A 15256-nucleotide genomic window follows, 5' to 3' on the forward strand; every position below is an offset into this window, starting at 1 on the left:
CCAGCACCCGACACGCCGACCAAGATCAGTTCAGGAACAGGCTCTCAGAGGTTCGCGCGGTCGAGCTTGCCGACAAGGGTGGTCTTGCGCACGTGTTCTCGCCGGATGGCGCCGCAGCGCCGGTCGAACTCGGGGGAGCGGTCGTCGCGTTCGGCGAGACCCTGCAGGTCGGCGAGGAGTCGGACGGCTTCGTCGTACTGGCCGGGGCGGCGTGTGGCGATCAGCTCGGCCACGCGCGTCCAGGCGGCTTCCTCGTCGCTGGCCAGTTCGTCCAGCCGCCGCTCGCGCGCAAGCGCCCGAGATGCTTCGTCGCGGGCTTGTTCGTCGGCTCGTCGCACGGCCTCCCGGCGCTGCCGGTCTGCGCGTCGGCGAGCCGCGCCGTCCAGGAGGTCGGCCACGGCACGACGCGGCTGGTCGGCGACTGGTCGCGGGGTTTCGTCGCGGAACCGGCGCAGCATCTCCAGACGCACGGTTGCGGCGTGATCCTGGGCCACACGCACGAGCAACTGGTCCTTCTCCACTGTCGACAATGCCGCCACCCAGGCAGCGAGGCGTTTCGAATCGTCGGTGGCCTTGCCGAGCGACGGGCTCGCCTCTGCCGCGGTCGCGAGCAGGTCGTCGTCGAGACGCAGGAAGTCGGCCAGCGCGCGTTGCGACGCGGTGAGAGTCCGCAGTCCTGCTGGCACCGGGGGCTCGAGTTCGTCCTCGTCCTCGTCGTGTTCCACCATGCTGTACCCGGCCAGCCACGCCAGGTACAGCGCGCGGTAGTCACCGGCGGCGAGCTCGCCCCGGGCGCCGACGATCGCGGCCAGACTTCCCTGCGGCTCGTAGTCCCAGCTGTCTTCTTCCTCCTCGCTGGCAAGCCTGAGGATCACATGCTTGCCCGCGGTCCAGGCCGTGACGTGGTCACCGACGCAGTACTGCTCGGCCACGTCCAGGTCGAGGACACTGCGCGGTAGGCGCAGCATCACGTGTCGGGTGCCCCAGCTCGCCAGGTACAGATGCGCGTCGTAGTAGCGCTCCATCATCGTGCTCGGGTTACCGCGGAAGTCGCCCCAGTGGTACTCGTTGACGAAGCTCGTGGCGGTGATCCGAGCTCGGGTGGACAGCGACCGCACCTCGGCGAGCGCGTGCTCGTCAAGTGGCCGGTCGACCGCGAGGAACTCGTAGTACTGGTACTCGCTCAACGCTCGACGCCCACGTCGGCTCCCAGCGGCGTCGCGCGGAAGTCGGAGTCGTCGCCGAGGTGGAAGAACAGGTGTCCGATGAGGTCACCGCCTTCGGTCAGCGCGGCCCAGCCCCGTCCGTTGACCTGGTCGCCCTCGTCCACGCCTTCCCAGCTGAACTCGACGAACGGCCGGCCGTCCCGCTCGGACCACCGGCAGTCCAACCAGCCACGAACCGCGATGAACCCGAACTCGCCGGTCCCCTCCTCGGCGAACTCGATGAACGCGGGTCCGTCGAGATCGATCGCGTCCCGGTCCCAGTGCTCCGTCTCGACGATCCTCCATCGACCACGCAGGCTCTTCATCGATCCTCCAACGTGCCGGCAGCGCCGGCCAGGCTAGCGCTCCGGCGCCAGTGGCTGGATCTGTGGCCGCACACCCGGCGGACCGTAAGCATCAACGACGGGGTCTGCATCACGCCGGCATGCTGCGGCACCTGGGCGAATACGGTCCGTAAACCGTCCCTACGAGAAAGGTCGGGGACCGGTTATGGTCCCCGACCTGCTCGGACGTACGCCGCCAGGGACTCGAACCCCGAACCCGCTGGTTAAGAGCCAGCTGCTCTGCCAGTTGAGCTAGCGGCGCCTGGTCGGAGGATGCCCTCCGACGCGACGACGAAACGTTAGCACGGGCGCTGAGCACCCCGGTAACCGGATGGCCCCCACCCCCGCTCGTGACCACCGGTTCCCCCTGTCGGGGCAATCCGGCACACTATGGGTGATCAGCACACCGGAGCAGATCGGCGGGGTTATTGATGACGGCATGGGCTGGGCGTCGTCGGCGCGGGCTGGGGTTGCTCGTCGCGGCGTTGCTTCTGGGGGCGCTGGCCTCGGCATGTACCAGCAGTGAGGCTGCGGAGCCCCGCGACGACCGCTCCTCGGAGCCCCCCTCCACCAAGGCAGCCCCACCGCCCACGCCGGTGCGGTTGACGATGACTCCCGGTGACAAGGCTGTCGACGTCGCCCCCGGAGCCCCGATCACGATTGCCGCGGTCGGGGGCAAGCTCACCCAGGTCGTGCTGAAGAACGACGCCGGGGAGCCGGTCAAGGGTCGTCTGTCGCCGGACGCGACGAGCTGGATCGCCGCGGAGCCCCTGGGCTTCGGCCGCACCTACACGGCGACGGCCGCCGGCCAGGGCACCGATGGCAAGCCCGCCACGCTGACCTCGTCGTTCACCACCGCGACGGCTCGTTTCAAGGCCGATCTGTCGATGAACCCGCTGGACGGCCAGACCGTCGGCGTCGGTCAGCCGCTGGCGTTCTACTTCGACGTCGACATCGCCGACAAGGCGGCCGTCGAGCGGGCGATCCAGATCTCCACCACCCCGGCCGTCCAGGGCGCGTTCTACTGGTTCGACGACAGCGAGGTGCACTGGCGGCCGAAGGAGTACTGGCCCGCCGGCACCAAGATCACGATCCGCGCCACGATCTACGGCAAGCACTTCGGCGACGGCGTGTTCGGCAACAACGACCGCGTGGCGAACATCACCGTGGGCCGGGCGATCACCGCGATCGTCGACGGCGCGAGCCACCAGATGGAGGTGGCGATCGACGGCAAGGTGGCGCGGAACATCCCCATCTCGACCGGCAAGCCCGGCCACGAGACCCCGGTCGGCACCTATGTCGTGATGAGCGAGCACACCGACTACACAATGGACTCGAGCACCTACGGCGTCCCCGCCGACTCACCCCTCGGCTACCGCACCGAGGTCGACGTGGCGAGCCGCATGTCCAACAGCGGCATCTTCTACCACTCCGCCCCCTGGTCGGTGGGCGATCAGGGCCACCGCAACGTCAGCCACGGCTGCATCAACATGTCCACCGAGAACGCCGCCTGGCTCCAGGAGATCTCCCAGAAGGGCGACATCATCGTCGTCCGCAACACGGGCGGCCCCACCCTCGAACCCTGGGACGGCTTAGGCGACTGGCAGATCCCCTGGACCGAGTGGCAGAAGGGCAACCGCTGACCACCGCCCTCCCCGAGGGCGCCGGAAACTGGATGAACTACTCAACCCGCTGAGCCAACACGGTCAGCGGGTTGAGGGGCGTCCGCTTGTCATATGCGGCGCAAGGGCCTTTAGCTCGTCTCGTCGTGGCCGCCCGCCGTTGTCCGCCGCTGGTCCACGCCGCGAATGGGGTTGACCCGCTCCCGTCATCCGGTGCGGGTCCACGCCGCGAGTGGAGGTGGCCGCTCCCCGTCATCCGCCGCTGGTCTACGCCGCGAATTAAGTGGCCGCCCCCGCAAGAAGCCCGCACCGTGGGGTCTGGGGGCTCGGCCCCCAGATACAACAACGAAACCCCAAGAGGGGGAAGGTGGCCCCGAAGGGCCACCGAACATACCTCGCCTGGGGTGAGTGACGGGACTTGAACCCGCGACATCCTGGACCACAACCAGGTGCTCTACCAGCTGAGCTACACCCACCATCGCCGCCTCGGGGGGCGGCGGACAATATCGTAGCCTGCGCCTCCCGGTGGGCGGCACTCGGTTACCGGTTGGTCCCGAGCATGGCCTCGGCTACGGCTTTGGCCTGGTCGCTCGACGGGCCGGGCTGGGGGACGAACAGGGTCTGCCGGTAGTAGACCAGCTCGCGGATGGACTCGCGGATGTCGGCCAGCGCGCGGTGGGTGAGGCCCTTGTCGGGCTGGGCGTAGTACACGCGCGGGTACCACCGCCGGCACAGTTCCTTGATCGATGACACGTCGATCATCCGGTAGTGCAGGTGCCCGTCCAGCGCCGGCATGTCCCTGGCGATGAAGCCGCGGTCGGTGGCGATCGAGTTCCCGCACAGGGGCGCGGTGCGCGGGTCCGGCACGTGTTGGCGCACGTAGTCGAGCACGACCCGCTCCGCCTCGGCGACGGTCAGGGTGGAGGCCCGCACCGCCTCGGTGAGGCCGGACAGCGCGTGCATCTCCCGCACCACCTCGACCATGCCGTCGAGCTGGGCGTCCTCGGCGTGGATGACCAGGTCGACCCCGTCGTCCAGGATGTTGAGCTCGGAGTCGGTCACGAGGACGGCGATCTCGATCAGGGCGTCCTTGCCCAGGTCGAGCCCCGTCATCTCGCAGTCAATCCAGACCAGGTTGTCCGTCACCTGGCGAGCTTATCCCCGGTAGGCTTGTTTGATCTCGAACCGGGAGGCCAGAGGCGATGGGCAAGGACGTCGAGCGGACCGAGTTCACCCGGGAGGACCGGCATCGGTTCCGCCAGAAGGTCCGGCAGTGTCTGGACGTGTTCGCGCAGATGTTGGCCGAGTCCCGGTTCGACTCGGAGCGCCCGATGTCGGGCCTCGAGGTCGAGCTGAACCTGGTCGACCGGACCGGTGACCCGGCGATGCGCAACGCCGACGTGCTGGCGGCGATCGCCGACCCGGCCTTCCAGACCGAGCTCGGGCGGTTCAACATCGAGATCAACCTGCCGCCGCGGGAGCTCGGCCCGGCGGGGCTGGCCGAGTTCGAGGAGAACCTGCGGCAGTGCCTCAACGCGGCCGACTCCAAGGCCTCGGCGGCGGACACCGACATCGTGATGATCGGGATCCTGCCGACGCTGAGGGACGAGCACATGGGCCCGCACACGCTCTCGGCGAACCAGCGCTACAAGCTGCTCGACGAGCAGATCTTCGCCGCCCGGGGCGAAAACCTGGAGATCAACATCTCCGGGCAGGAGCGCCTGGTCACCCAGGCCGACACGATCGCCCCGGAGAGCGCCTGTACGAGCGTCCAGTACCACCTCCAGGTGGCGCCGGAGACGTTCGCCCAGTACTGGAACGCGAGCCAGGTCGTCGCCGGCGTGCAGGTGGCGCTGGGGGCCAACGCCCCCTACCTCTACGGCAAGCAGCTCTGGGCCGAGAGCCGGATCGCCCTGTTCGAGCAGGCCACCGACACCCGGCCGGACGAGCTGAAGGCCCAGGGGGTGCGGCCGCGGGTCTGGTTCGGCGACCGCTGGATCACCTCGATCTTCGACCTGTTCGAGGAGAACGTCCGCTACTACTCGGCGCTGCTCCCGCTCTGTGACGACGAGGACCCGGCAGAGGTCCTCGCCAAGGGGCAGACGCCCCAGCTGGGCGAGCTGCGGTTGCACAACGGCACGATCTACCGCTGGAACCGGCCCATCTACGACGTGGTCGAGAACCGCCCCCACCTGCGGGTGGAGAACCGCGTGCTGCCCGCCGGGCCGACGGTGGTGGACGTCATGGCCAACGCGGCGCTCTACTTCGGCCTGGTCCGCGCGCTGGTCGACCAGGAGCGCCCGCTGTGGACGCAGATGAGCTTCTCGGCGGCCGAGGAGAACTTCCACTCGGCGGCCCGGGAGGGGATCGGCGCCCGGGTGTACTGGCCGGGCATCGGCGAGGTGCCCGTCACCGAGCTGGTGCTGCGGCGGCTGCTGCCGCTCGCCCACCAGGGCCTGGAGGCCTGGGGCGTGGCCACCGAGCACCGCGACCGCCTGCTCGGCGTGATCGAGCAGCGCTGCATCACCGGGCGCAACGGCGCCACCTGGCAGGTGGACGCGGTCAACGCGATCGAGCGGACCACCGGGGTGGGCCGGGAGCAGGCGCTGCGCGAGATGACCAGGCGCTACACCGCCCACATGCACACGAACGAGCCGGTGCACACCTGGCCGGGGGTGTGACTCCTCAGCTCTCGCCCTGCGAGGCGTCGACCACGGCGTCGCGCAGTGCCGCACGCAACCGGCCGACGTCGAGCGGCGCGAGCACGGCCGTCTCGCCTGGCGGGGCGACCAGCACAACGCGGCCCTGCCGCACGAACACCGTGAGGTCGCGCCGCCGCCCGGCGACGTCGCGACAGGTGATCGACCACTCCCTGTGGTTGTTCACGTTTCCCGTCCTTGGGTTCGCGCTGAACTACGCCGCGTCGGGCGCCGTATACCCAGGGGACGCGGCACGATCGCCGGCATGACGGCGGTTGCCCGGCTTCCTCGCACGGTCCGGACCATTTCTCGAAGGGCATGATCACGATGAGCGATCCGCAGCGCATAGTCATCATCGGCACCGGCCTCGCCGGCGCCACGGCTGCCGGGGCGCTGCGGGAACGGGGCTACTCCGGGCAGCTCACGCTGCTCGGGGAGGAGGCGAGGCGGCCCTACGAGCTGCCGGCCCTGTCCAAGGGCATCCTGCTCGGCGAGACCAACGACCCGGACTGGGTGCACGACGAGGCCTTCTACCAGGAGCGGGACATCGACCTGCGCCTGTCGACGGTGGTCTCCGGGGTTCGGCTCGCCGACCGGGAGGTGGTCGAGGCGGACGGCACGGCCCACCCCTTCGACCGGTTGCTGCTCGCCACGGGCTCGGCGCCCCGCCGGCTCGAGGTGCCCGGGGCCGAGCTGGCCGGCCTGCGCACGCTGCGCAGCCTGGACGACGCGCTGGGGCTGCGCGAGGAGCTGTCCGAGGGGCGCCGCGTGGTGATCGTCGGCGGGGGGTGGATCGGCTGTGAGGTGGCCGCCGCCGCCCGGGCGCACGGCGCCGAGGTGACCGTGGTCGACCCGTTGCCGCTGCCGCTGCACCGGGTGCTCGGCGACGTGGTGGCCGGCGTGTACCGCGACGTGCACGCCGCGCACGGGGTGAACTGGCGGCTCGGCGTCGGGGTGACCGCGTTCCTGGGCGAGGGCGCGGTGTCCGGGGTGGCGCTGGCCGACGGCTCGGAGCTGCCGGCGGACGTCGTGTTGGTGGCCGTCGGCGCGGCGCCGAGGGTGGAGCTGGCGGCGGCGATGGGCCTGGAACTGGCCTACCCCGGCGGCGTGGCCGTCGACGAGGAGCTGCGCACGTCGGCCCCGGACGTGTACGCGATCGGCGACATCGCCGCGCAGGTCCACCCCCGCTACCGCAACCGGGTGCGGGTGGAGCACTGGGCGAACGCGAAGGACCAGGGCGCCCACGTGGCGGGGAACCTGCTCGGGGGGCACGAGCCCTACCGGGCGAGCCCCTACTTCTTCTCCGACCAGTACGACCTGGGGATGGAGTTCCGGGGACTGGCCGACCCGGCCGTGGACACGCTCGTGGTGCGCGGCGACCTGGCCGCCCGGGAGTTCATCGCGTTCTGGTTGCGAGACGGTGTCGTCCGCGCGGCGATGAACGTCAACATGTGGGACGACGGTGACGCGCTGGGGAAGCTCGTGGACGGGGACACCACTGTGGACTCGGCGGGGCTCGTTGCCGGAGACCTGGCCAGCATGATGGGGTAGCCCGGGGAGGGCATGATGGCCGGCTCGATCGAATCAGTACTGGTCCGCGCGGAGCTGTTGACCGCGCAGGGTCGGCCGCTCTCGGCCATCGCGGTGCTGGTGCCGGTGCTCGAGGAGTTCCCCGAGCACCCGGCCGCCTGGTGCCGGCTGGCCGCGGCGCACCTGGACGCCGGGGATCCCGGCGAGTCCCTGGCCGCCGCCAAACGTGCGATCATGCTCGGCGAGCGGTCCTGGGCGCACCGGCTGGCGAGCCTCGCGCTGGTGGAGCTCGGCCGCTACGACGAGGCCGTGGTGTCGGCCCGGGAGGCGGTGCGGCGGGACGAGGGCGACTGGCGTTCGCACGTGGCGCTCGCCGAGGCGCTCGCCCGCGACACGCCGTTGGACGCGGTGAACGCGGCACGCGCGGCGGTGGCGCTCGCCCCGGACGAACCCCGCGCCCGGGAGGTGCTCGGCGACGCCGCGGTGCTGGCGCACGACTGGCGGGTCGCCGAGGGCGCCTACCGCGAGGCGCGTCGGCTCGACCCGGAGAACGATGACGTGCGGGCGAAGCTGGCGCGCCTGGACCGCCGCCCGGCACAGGACCCGCGGCGTCCGGAGAGGACGGTGCGGTCCCGACGCGCGGGACGCTTCGGCCGGGGCGAACGGGTCGCGCTGCTTCTCCTGGCGCGCAGGCTGGGAGTCTGGCAGGCGGTCGGGTCGCTGGTTCTGCTGCTCACCGGGCACCCGTCGTCGAGCCCTTCGCTGGCGTGGTTCGGGCTCGGCGTAGTGGTGTTCGTCTCACTGCTGGCCTGGCGCGGGTGGCTCGGCCTGCCCGAGCGGGCCCGGGTACCGCTCGATGAACTGTCCACACGGGAGCCGCTGGTCGCGGTGTCGGCGACCGCTGTTGCCCTGGCCGTCGCCGCACTGCTCGTGTGGATCTTGTTGCTGGTCCTGGGATCCGCCCCGCTGATCGCGCTCGCGGTCGCCCTCGGCGGGGGCGTGGTCGCAGCCGCAAACAGTTCGATCGGCCTATGGCGGATCTGGGCGGGCAATGGTTAGGGTGCGGCAGTTGGTGCGGGGTAAGGGGACATTGCAATGGTCCGTTTCGGTGGGATTCTCATCTTCTTCGGCTTCGGTTCGGCGTTACTACATCTGACCTCGGTGCAGTTCCGGCTGATGATGTGGGCGGAGCCGGTGCAGCCCGTGCTCGGTCTCGTTGTCGGGACGCTGGGTGTGGGGCTCGTGGTGCTCAGGTTTGCACTGTCCAAGCGGGACTCGGCGGCGACCGAGCCGCAGGGGTTCGGGCCGCCGCCGGAGGGCTACGCGCCGCTTCCCGCGGTGCAGCGGGACCCGCGGCAGCCGGGCCTCCAGCAGCAGCCGCCGTTCCCGCCCGGACAGCAGGGCCTCGCCGCGCCGCAGGCCCAGCAGCAGTGGGGAGGTCAGCGGCCGGAGCCGGTGCTGGGCCGGCCGCAGTTCGCCCCGCAGGTCCCCGCGCCGACGGCTCCTGCCGCCCCGCCCCGACAGGCTCCGCTGCCGCAGTTCCCGCCGGCGCCGCGCCGGCTCGACCAGCAGCCGGCTCAGCCGTTCGGCCCGGTCGGCGGCATCCCCACCGACCAGCGCGGATAGGGATCTCGGCGGCCGCTGGTCGTTCGCCCCAACCAGCCGGCTCCACGATCGACGACGAACTCGGGTGTCAGCCGCCGGTTCGGCGGGCGGTGACGGCGACCGTCGTGTAGTGCATGGTGAAGCCGCCCGGGTCGGTTGCGGCGCGGACCTCGTCGAGCACCTCGGCCAGCCGGTCCGCCGGCAGCCGGGTGAGTGCGCCGGAGGTGGGCAGCTGGTCGAGCCACTCGTCCCGCGTGTAGTGCCGCTCCCAGTCGAACGGCCACTGCTCGGGTTCGCCGAAGCCGCCGGCCGCTCGGATCCCGTCGGCCGCCTTGGTGAACATCACCTGGTAGCCGTCCAGCGGGCGCTGTGCCATCGAGCCGAGGTCCGGCGCGTGGGGCAGCAGCCGCCGGTAGACGTCGGCGAGGGCCAGTGCCACGTCCGCCGGAGGCTCGAACACGTGCCAGAACGCGGCCAGTAGTCCGCCGGGGCGCAGTACCGCCGCCGCCTTGGCGGCGCCCTTCACCGGGTCCACCCAGTGCCAGGCCTGACCGGCGACGACGGCGTCGAAGGTCCGCCCGGCAGGGTCCCAGGTCTCGAACGTCGACACCTCGACGGCCAGGCCGGCACGCCGGGCGAACTCGGCCATCCGCGCGTCGGGCTCGACGCCGAGCACGGTGCAGCCGGCGGCCCGGAACTGCCTGGCCTCGATACCGGTGCCGCAGCCGACATCCAGGACACCGGGTCCCGGGCTGTCGGCGACGATGCGGTTCACCATCGTCTCGGGGTAGGGCGGCCGCGTCCGGTCGTAGCGTTCGGCGTCCACGCCGAAGGACTCGGCCACCTCCCGGTACCGGTGAGGCTCGTTCTCGGGGGAGGATGACGGGTCACGAGCGATAGTGGGCATGTGCCCACCGTAGTGGGCAAGCGCCCACTTCGGCAACGCGCGCAGCAGGAGGAGGAACGCGATGCCGACCGGGGTCGCCATCCGCGACGTGCGGCAGCAGCTGTTCGACGCGGCCGAACGCATCCTGCTCCGGGACGGGCCGAGCGCGCTGACCAGCCGGGCGGTCACGACTGAGGCCGGCTGCGCCAAGGGGGTGCTGCACCGCCACTTCGACGACTTCGACGGCTTCCTCGCCGAGTTCGTCGTCGACCGCGCACACCGGATGGACGCGCAGGCCGCCGCCCTGCGCGAGGCCGCCGGCACCGGCACCGTCGTGGACAACCTCACCAGCGCGCTGACCGCGCTGTTCACCTCGGTCGCGGTGGCCGTGGTGCCGCTGGTGATCTTCCGCGACGAGCTGCGCGCCAGGCTGCGCCGGACCTGGCCGGCCGGGGTGCCGGTGCTCACCGAGGCGGCCGAGATGGTCGCCGCCTACCTCGCCGCGGAGCGCGACCTGGGCCGCCTCGCCGCGGACGCCGAGGTCGACGGGCTCGCGCCCATGCTGATCGGCACGGTGCACCTGCTGTTCGCCGACCGGACGGGCACCCGCCCGGACGCGGAGGCGGTGCGCCGCGCCGTGACCACGGTCGTCACCGGGGTGCTGCGGGAGCCGCGCTGAGCACCCGCGGCTCCCGGTCGGGGAAGATGAGCCCGCATCGAGCAGGCCCGACGGTGGTGAGGAGCGGCGAAGTGGCTGGTCAGTGGGGTTCCTACCAGAACGAGATCTACCTTCAGGGCCTCGGTGGGCAGCTCCCGCCGTTCACCACAGACGGCTCCGCGCTCGAGGTGGTCGCCCGGGAGGCGATGGACCCCGAGCCCTTCGGGTACGTGTCCGGCGGAGCCGGCTCCGGCGCGACCGTGCGGGCCAACCGCGAGGCGTTCGACCGGTGGCGGATCGTGCCGAGGATGCTGACCGACGCGACGAACCGGGACCTCTCGACGACGGTCCTCGGCACCGCGATGCCGGCGCCCGTGCTGCTCGCGCCGCTCGGGGTGCAGTCGATCGCGCACCCCGAGGGTGAGCTCGCCACGGCCAGGGCGGCGGCCGCGCTCGGCGTGCCGATGGTGCTGTCCACCGCGTCCTCGCACTCGATCGAGGAGGTCGCCGAGGCGAGCGGGGACGGCCCGCGGTGGTTCCAGCTCTACTGGCCCAACGACAACGACGTGACGATCAGCCTCCTCGGCCGGGCCAAGGCCGCCGGGTACACCGCCCTCGTGCTGACCCTGGACACCTGGACGCTGGCCTGGCGCACCGCCGACCTCGACCAGGCCTACCTGCCGTTCATCCGCGGCGTCGGCACCGCGGTCCCGTTCTCCGACCCGGCCTTCCGCGCGGGGCTCGCGAAGACCCCGGAGGAGGACCAGACCGCCGCGATCCTGCACTGGATCCCCCTGTTCACCGGGACCGACAAGCGGTGGGACCAGCTGCCGTTCCTCCGCGAGCACTGGGACGGCCCGATCGTGCTGAAGGGCATCCAGCACGTCGACGACGCGCGCCGGGCGGTCGAGGCGGGCATGGACGGCATCGTCGTGTCCAACCACGGGGGCCGCCAGGTCGACGGAGCCGTCGGCTCGCTCGAGGTGTTACCCGAGATCGCGGCCGCGGTCGGCGACCAGACCACGGTGTTGTTCGACTCGGGGATCCGGACCGGTGCGGACGTCCTGAAGGCCCTGGCCCTGGGTGCCGACGCCGTCATGCTGGGGCGGCCGTACGTCTACGGGCTCGCGATGGGCGGCGAGGCCGGGGTGCGGCATGTCGTACGCGGACTGCTGGCCGACTTCGACCTGACGCTGGGCCTGTCCGGCCACCGCACCCCGGCCGAGCTCGCCCCCGGTGCCCTGCGCCGGAGCTGACCACCGCGCTGGGCCTTATTTCGCGTCGGCGTAGGTGGCGACCGTGGTGGCCTGGAGGGGGAAGTTGACCAGGGTGCCCGGGAAGACCAGCCGGGTCGCTTCCTCGGCGGCGGCGGCGACCTCGGCGCTCACCCGGGGGGCCAGGGCGGCCGGGCAGTGCACGAGGACCTCGTCGTGCTGGAAGAACACCAGCTGCGCTTCCGTGCCGGCCAACCGGCGGCGCAGCGTCGCCAGCACGGTCAGTGCCCAGTCCGCGGCACTGGCCTGCACCACGAAGTTGCGGGTGAAGCGACCCCAGTCGCGGGCAACCCGGCGGGACCGGCGCTCGGCGCCCTCGTCGGCCGCCGCGGCGCCGGTGATGGCCCGCCATCCCTCGCTGGGTGGCGGGCTGGTCCGGCCCAGGCGCGAGCGGACCAGCCGCCCCTCCTCCCCGGCACGGGCGGCCTGCTCGACGTAGCCGACCGCCCCGGGAAAGCGTTTGCGCAGCGTCGCCAGCAGGGCTCCGGCGCTCCCGGAGGTGCCGCCGTACATCGCCGACAGCATGGCGATCTTCGCCTGTTGCCGGTCGCCGCCGAAGGCCTCGTCGGCCAGCCGCGCGTACAGGTCGACCCCGGCGGAGACCTCGGCGAGCCCGCGGTCCCCGGAGAGCGCCGCGAGGACCCGCGGTTCGAGCTGCGCTGCGTCGGCCACCACCAGCGACCAGCCGGGATCGGCCCGCACCGCGGTGCGCAGCGCTCGCGGGAGCTGCAGGGCGGCGTTGCCGCGGGTGGCCCAGCGCCCGGACACCACACCCCCGACCACGAACTCCGGGCGGAACCGGCCGCCGTGCACCCAGGTCTCCAGCCAGCTCCAGCCGTTGGCCACCCACAGCCGGGCCAGCTCCTTGTAGCGCAGCAGCGGCTCCACGGCCGGGTGGTCCACCTCGCGCAGCACGTGCGCCCGGCTGGACGGGACCTCGATTCCGGCCCGGCCGAACGCGCGCACGACGCTCGCCGGGTTGTCCGGGTTCACCTGGCGGCTCTCCGGCGCGCCGACCAGTCCGAACGCCACGGTGATCTCCTCGGCGAGGCCGGCGAGGACCTTCGGTCGCGCGCCGGGGGAGGGCCGGGGGCCGAGCAACTCGGTGAGCAGCGCCGCGTGCACGTCGGCGTGCCAGGGCAGGCCGTGGTGCCGCATCTCGGCCGCGGCCAGCGCGGCGGCGGACTCGGCGGCGACCAGCAGGCGCAGCCGGTCCGGGTGCGGGGTGTCGTCGATCCGCCGGAGTTGGTCGGCGTACACCGCGGCGGCCGCCTCGAGCGGGTCGGCGCCGGCCGGCACCGGTTCGCGCGCTGCCTCGAACAACGCGGGCTGGTCACCCCGGGAGGTCGGCGGCGGATCGTCCGGTTCGGCGAGGCCGTGCAGGCGAGCCCAGGCGGCGGCCAGGTTGCGGGGCCGCTTCGGGGTCCCGGCGAACGCGAGCAGGATGGCCTCGGTCAGCTCGAGGTCGTGGCAGCGGGCCACCGGCACCCCCGCCGCGAGCAGGTCGGGGTAGAGCGCGTCGGCCGAGGGGAGCACCCAGCGTGGCGAGTGCCGTGCCTCGGTCGCCGCGACCCAGCCGGCCAGGTCGCCCACCGCCGTCTCCGGGCCGGACGGGAGCACCCGCACCCGCCCGGTGCCCTCGGCGCCCGGCGCCACGACGACCTGCATACCGGCATTGTGCGCGTCGCCACCGACAAGCGTGGTGGACCGTTAGTTAACTCCCTAGTAGGTTCGCGGAGGGGGGACACGCCGACAAGGAGGTCCGGGTTTGTCGAGCTATCTGCCCCGGGTCCGGGACGCCGTCGCGCGGGTGCCGACGATGCTGCGGGGCCTCGAGGTCATCCGCCGCTCGGGCATGGTCGACCTCACCCGCCCCGACCTCGCGCTGACCGCCCTGCTCAGGCTGCGGCGGCTCGGCCCGGTCGCCGGCGCGGCCCAGGTCGCCGCCAACCGCGACCGCACCGCGATCGGCCTGGTCGACGAGCTGGGCCCACTCACCTACGCCCAGCTCGACGTCCGCTCCAACGCCGTGGCCAGGGCGCTGGCGGGCCAGGGCGTCGGCCCCGGTTCGGTCGTCGCGCTGCTGGCCCGCGACCACCGCGGCACGGTCGAGACGATGATCGCCGCTGGCAAGCTTGGCGCGCGGTTGCTGCTGATGAACACCGGCTTCGCCACGCCCCAGCTCGTCGACGTGGCCCGTCGGGAGAAGGTCTCCGCGCTGGTGTTCGACCAGGAGTTCGCCGAGCAGGTCGACGCCGTACCCGGCGAAGGTCCCCGCGTGCTCGCCTGGGTCGAGGACCCCGCCACCGCGGACCGGCCGACCCTCGAGGAGCTGATCGCGAGCACGGACGACGCCCCGCTCGCGCACCCGCCGCGCCCCGGCGGCTTCGTCCTGCTCACCAGCGGCACGACCGGCACCCCCAAGGGAGCCCCGAGGCAGGTCAGCTCGCCGCTGGCGGTGGCGCAGTTCCTCGACCGCATCCCGCTGCGCGCCGGGGAAGCCACCGTGCTCGCCGCGCCGCTGTTCCACGGGACAGGGCTCTCCCAGTTCCTGCTGTCCTTCGCGCTGGGGTCGGCGGTCGTCCTGCGCCGCCGGTTCGACCCGGTCGAGGCGCTGCGCGCGGTCCAGGACAACCGGGCCACCGCCCTCGTGCTGGTGCCGACCATGCTGCGCCGCGTCCTCGACCTCGGCCCCGAGGTGCTCGCGGCCTACGACACCTCGTCGCTGCGCATCCTGTTCTCGGCCGGTTCGGCGCTCCCGCCCGAGCTGGGCAACCGGGCGACCGAGGCGTTCGGCGACGTCGTGCACAACCTGTACGGGTCGACCGAGGTCGCGGTGGCGACGGTGGCGACCCCCGAGGACTGGCGGGCGGCGCCGGGTACCGTCGGTCGGCCGCCGGTCGGCTGCCGGGTCGCCCTGGTGGACGAGGAGGGCCGCCGGGTCACCGAGCCCGGCGTGGTCGGCCGGGTGTTCGTCGGCAGCGTCCTGTCCTTCGAGGGCTACACCGACGGCCGGCACCGGGAGATCGTCGACGGCCTGCTCGCCACCGGTGACCTGGGCCACTTCGACGCGCAGGGGCGCCTGTTCATCGACGGCCGCGACGACGACATGATCGTCTCCGGTGGCGAGAACGTGTTCCCCGGTGAGATCGAGAACCTCCTGCTCGAGCACGAGGCGGTGGCCGAGGCCGCGGTGACCGGGGTGCCGGACGAGGAGTTCGGCCAGCGGCTGAAGGCGCACCTGGTGCTGCGGCCGGGCGCGAGCGTGACCGGCGAGGAGATCCGCGAGTTCGTGCGGGCGAACCTGGCTCGGTACAAGGTGCCGCGCGAGGTGGTCTTCGTCGATGAGCTGCCGCACAACGCCACGGGCAAACTGCTCCGCGGCGAGCTGGCGAGTTCCGACTGACGTGCGTGCGGCGCGCCCGACGTGACC

The 15256-nt window shown here is 72.3% G+C and carries 14 protein-coding genes and 2 tRNA genes; 8 read left to right on the plus strand and 8 right to left on the minus strand.

Annotated features, from left to right (window positions below; translation table 11 throughout):
* Nucleotides 1-44: 44 nt before the first annotated feature.
* The 3 genes from BU204_RS14650 to BU204_RS14660 form a co-directional block, all read right to left on the minus strand.
* A complete protein-coding gene (locus tag BU204_RS14650) occupies nt 45-1187 on the minus strand; it encodes a hypothetical protein (protein WP_075126224.1) in 1143 nt (380 codons plus the stop codon).
* Nucleotides 1184-1531, minus strand: coding sequence for a hypothetical protein (locus BU204_RS14655; protein ID WP_075126225.1), 348 nt, complete (start codon nt 1529-1531; stop codon nt 1184-1186). The genes BU204_RS14650 and BU204_RS14655 overlap by 4 nt, the downstream gene beginning before the upstream one ends.
* Nucleotides 1532-1738: 207 nt before the next feature.
* A tRNA-Lys gene (locus BU204_RS14660) sits at nt 1739-1811 on the minus strand.
* A gap of 346 nt (nt 1812-2157) precedes the next feature.
* Between BU204_RS14660 and BU204_RS14665 the strand changes: the two genes are divergently transcribed.
* Nucleotides 2158-3192, plus strand: coding sequence for a L,D-transpeptidase (locus tag BU204_RS14665; RefSeq protein ID WP_233160329.1), 1035 nt, complete (start codon nt 2158-2160; stop codon nt 3190-3192).
* Nucleotides 3193-3571: 379 nt separating this feature from the next.
* Here BU204_RS14665 and BU204_RS14670 read toward each other — a convergent pair.
* Nucleotides 3572-3647: transfer RNA gene (locus BU204_RS14670), tRNA-His, on the minus strand.
* A gap of 64 nt (nt 3648-3711) precedes the next feature.
* The gene (orn, locus tag BU204_RS14675) at nt 3712-4317 is read right to left on the minus strand and encodes an oligoribonuclease (protein WP_075126226.1); all 606 of its coding nucleotides are present in this window, start codon (nt 4315-4317) and stop codon (nt 3712-3714) included.
* A gap of 56 nt (nt 4318-4373) precedes the next feature.
* Here orn and BU204_RS14680 point away from each other — a divergent pair, with 56 nt between their 5' ends.
* A complete protein-coding gene (locus BU204_RS14680) occupies nt 4374-5852 on the plus strand; it encodes a glutamate-cysteine ligase family protein (protein WP_075126227.1) in 1479 nt (492 codons plus the stop codon).
* Between the two features lie 4 nt (nt 5853-5856).
* Here the strand turns inward: BU204_RS14680 and BU204_RS14685 are convergent, their stop codons facing one another.
* Nucleotides 5857-6057 carry a hypothetical protein gene (locus BU204_RS14685; RefSeq protein ID WP_075126228.1) on the minus strand — a complete coding sequence of 67 codons (201 nt, stop codon included), beginning with the start codon at nt 6055-6057 and terminating at the stop codon, nt 5857-5859.
* 140 nt (nt 6058-6197) lie between these two features.
* Between BU204_RS14685 and BU204_RS14690 the strand changes: the two genes are divergently transcribed.
* From BU204_RS14690 to BU204_RS14700, 3 genes are read left to right on the plus strand one after another with little or no spacing between them, the layout of a single operon-like run.
* Nucleotides 6198-7421: an NAD(P)/FAD-dependent oxidoreductase gene (locus BU204_RS14690; RefSeq protein WP_075126326.1), complete on the plus strand. Its 1224-nt coding sequence runs from the start codon at nt 6198-6200 to the stop codon at nt 7419-7421.
* Between the two features lie 15 nt (nt 7422-7436).
* A complete protein-coding gene (locus BU204_RS14695) occupies nt 7437-8459 on the plus strand; it encodes a tetratricopeptide repeat protein (protein ID WP_075126327.1) in 1023 nt (340 codons plus the stop codon).
* Nucleotides 8460-8495: 36 nt separating this feature from the next.
* Nucleotides 8496-9026: a hypothetical protein gene (locus tag BU204_RS14700; RefSeq protein WP_075126229.1), complete on the plus strand. Its 531-nt coding sequence runs from the start codon at nt 8496-8498 to the stop codon at nt 9024-9026.
* Nucleotides 9027-9093: 67 nt separating this feature from the next.
* Here the strand turns inward: BU204_RS14700 and BU204_RS14705 are convergent, their stop codons facing one another.
* Nucleotides 9094-9849 (minus strand): class I SAM-dependent methyltransferase, encoded by a 756-nt coding sequence (locus BU204_RS14705; protein WP_233160339.1) that lies wholly within the window; start codon nt 9847-9849, stop codon nt 9094-9096.
* Between the two features lie 124 nt (nt 9850-9973).
* Here BU204_RS14705 and BU204_RS14710 point away from each other — a divergent pair, with 124 nt between their 5' ends.
* The gene (locus BU204_RS14710; RefSeq protein ID WP_075126231.1) at nt 9974-10570 is read left to right on the plus strand and encodes a TetR/AcrR family transcriptional regulator; all 597 of its coding nucleotides are present in this window, start codon (nt 9974-9976) and stop codon (nt 10568-10570) included.
* A 26-nt stretch (nt 10571-10596) separates the two neighbouring features.
* Nucleotides 10597-11805: a lactate 2-monooxygenase gene (locus BU204_RS14715; RefSeq protein WP_075126232.1), complete on the plus strand. Its 1209-nt coding sequence runs from the start codon at nt 10597-10599 to the stop codon at nt 11803-11805.
* A gap of 15 nt (nt 11806-11820) precedes the next feature.
* Here the strand turns inward: BU204_RS14715 and BU204_RS14720 are convergent, their stop codons facing one another.
* The gene (locus BU204_RS14720) at nt 11821-13491 is read right to left on the minus strand and encodes a bifunctional 3'-5' exonuclease/DNA polymerase (protein ID WP_075126233.1); all 1671 of its coding nucleotides are present in this window, start codon (nt 13489-13491) and stop codon (nt 11821-11823) included.
* Between the two features lie 151 nt (nt 13492-13642).
* Between BU204_RS14720 and BU204_RS14725 the strand changes: the two genes are divergently transcribed.
* Nucleotides 13643-15229 (plus strand): acyl-CoA synthetase, encoded by a 1587-nt coding sequence (locus BU204_RS14725; RefSeq protein ID WP_075126328.1) that lies wholly within the window; start codon nt 13643-13645, stop codon nt 15227-15229.
* Nucleotides 15230-15256: the final 27 nt, after the last annotated feature.

The organism is Actinophytocola xanthii, from assembly GCF_001921205.1.
In the GTDB taxonomy this organism is placed as follows: domain Bacteria; phylum Actinomycetota; class Actinomycetes; order Mycobacteriales; family Pseudonocardiaceae; genus Actinophytocola; species Actinophytocola xanthii.

What these genes read in the sequence shown, in the direction of transcription:
- BU204_RS14655 (WP_075126225.1), bottom strand. Translation starts at nt 1,531, where the DNA reads ATGAAGAGCCTGCGTGGTCGATGGAGGATCGTCGAGACGGAGCACTGG.
- BU204_RS14665 (WP_233160329.1), top strand. Translation starts at nt 2,158, where the DNA reads ATGACTCCCGGTGACAAGGCTGTCGACGTCGCCCCCGGAGCCCCGATC.
- BU204_RS14680 (WP_075126227.1), top strand. Translation starts at nt 4,374, where the DNA reads ATGGGCAAGGACGTCGAGCGGACCGAGTTCACCCGGGAGGACCGGCAT.
- BU204_RS14690 (WP_075126326.1), top strand. Translation starts at nt 6,198, where the DNA reads ATGAGCGATCCGCAGCGCATAGTCATCATCGGCACCGGCCTCGCCGGC.
- BU204_RS14695 (WP_075126327.1), top strand. Translation starts at nt 7,437, where the DNA reads ATGGCCGGCTCGATCGAATCAGTACTGGTCCGCGCGGAGCTGTTGACC.
- BU204_RS14700 (WP_075126229.1), top strand. Translation starts at nt 8,496, where the DNA reads ATGGTCCGTTTCGGTGGGATTCTCATCTTCTTCGGCTTCGGTTCGGCG.
- BU204_RS14710 (WP_075126231.1), top strand. Translation starts at nt 9,974, where the DNA reads ATGCCGACCGGGGTCGCCATCCGCGACGTGCGGCAGCAGCTGTTCGAC.
- BU204_RS14715 (WP_075126232.1), top strand. Translation starts at nt 10,597, where the DNA reads ATGAGCCCGCATCGAGCAGGCCCGACGGTGGTGAGGAGCGGCGAAGTG.
- BU204_RS14720 (WP_075126233.1), bottom strand. Translation starts at nt 13,491, where the DNA reads ATGCAGGTCGTCGTGGCGCCGGGCGCCGAGGGCACCGGGCGGGTGCGG.
- BU204_RS14725 (WP_075126328.1), top strand. Translation starts at nt 13,643, where the DNA reads ATGCTGCGGGGCCTCGAGGTCATCCGCCGCTCGGGCATGGTCGACCTC.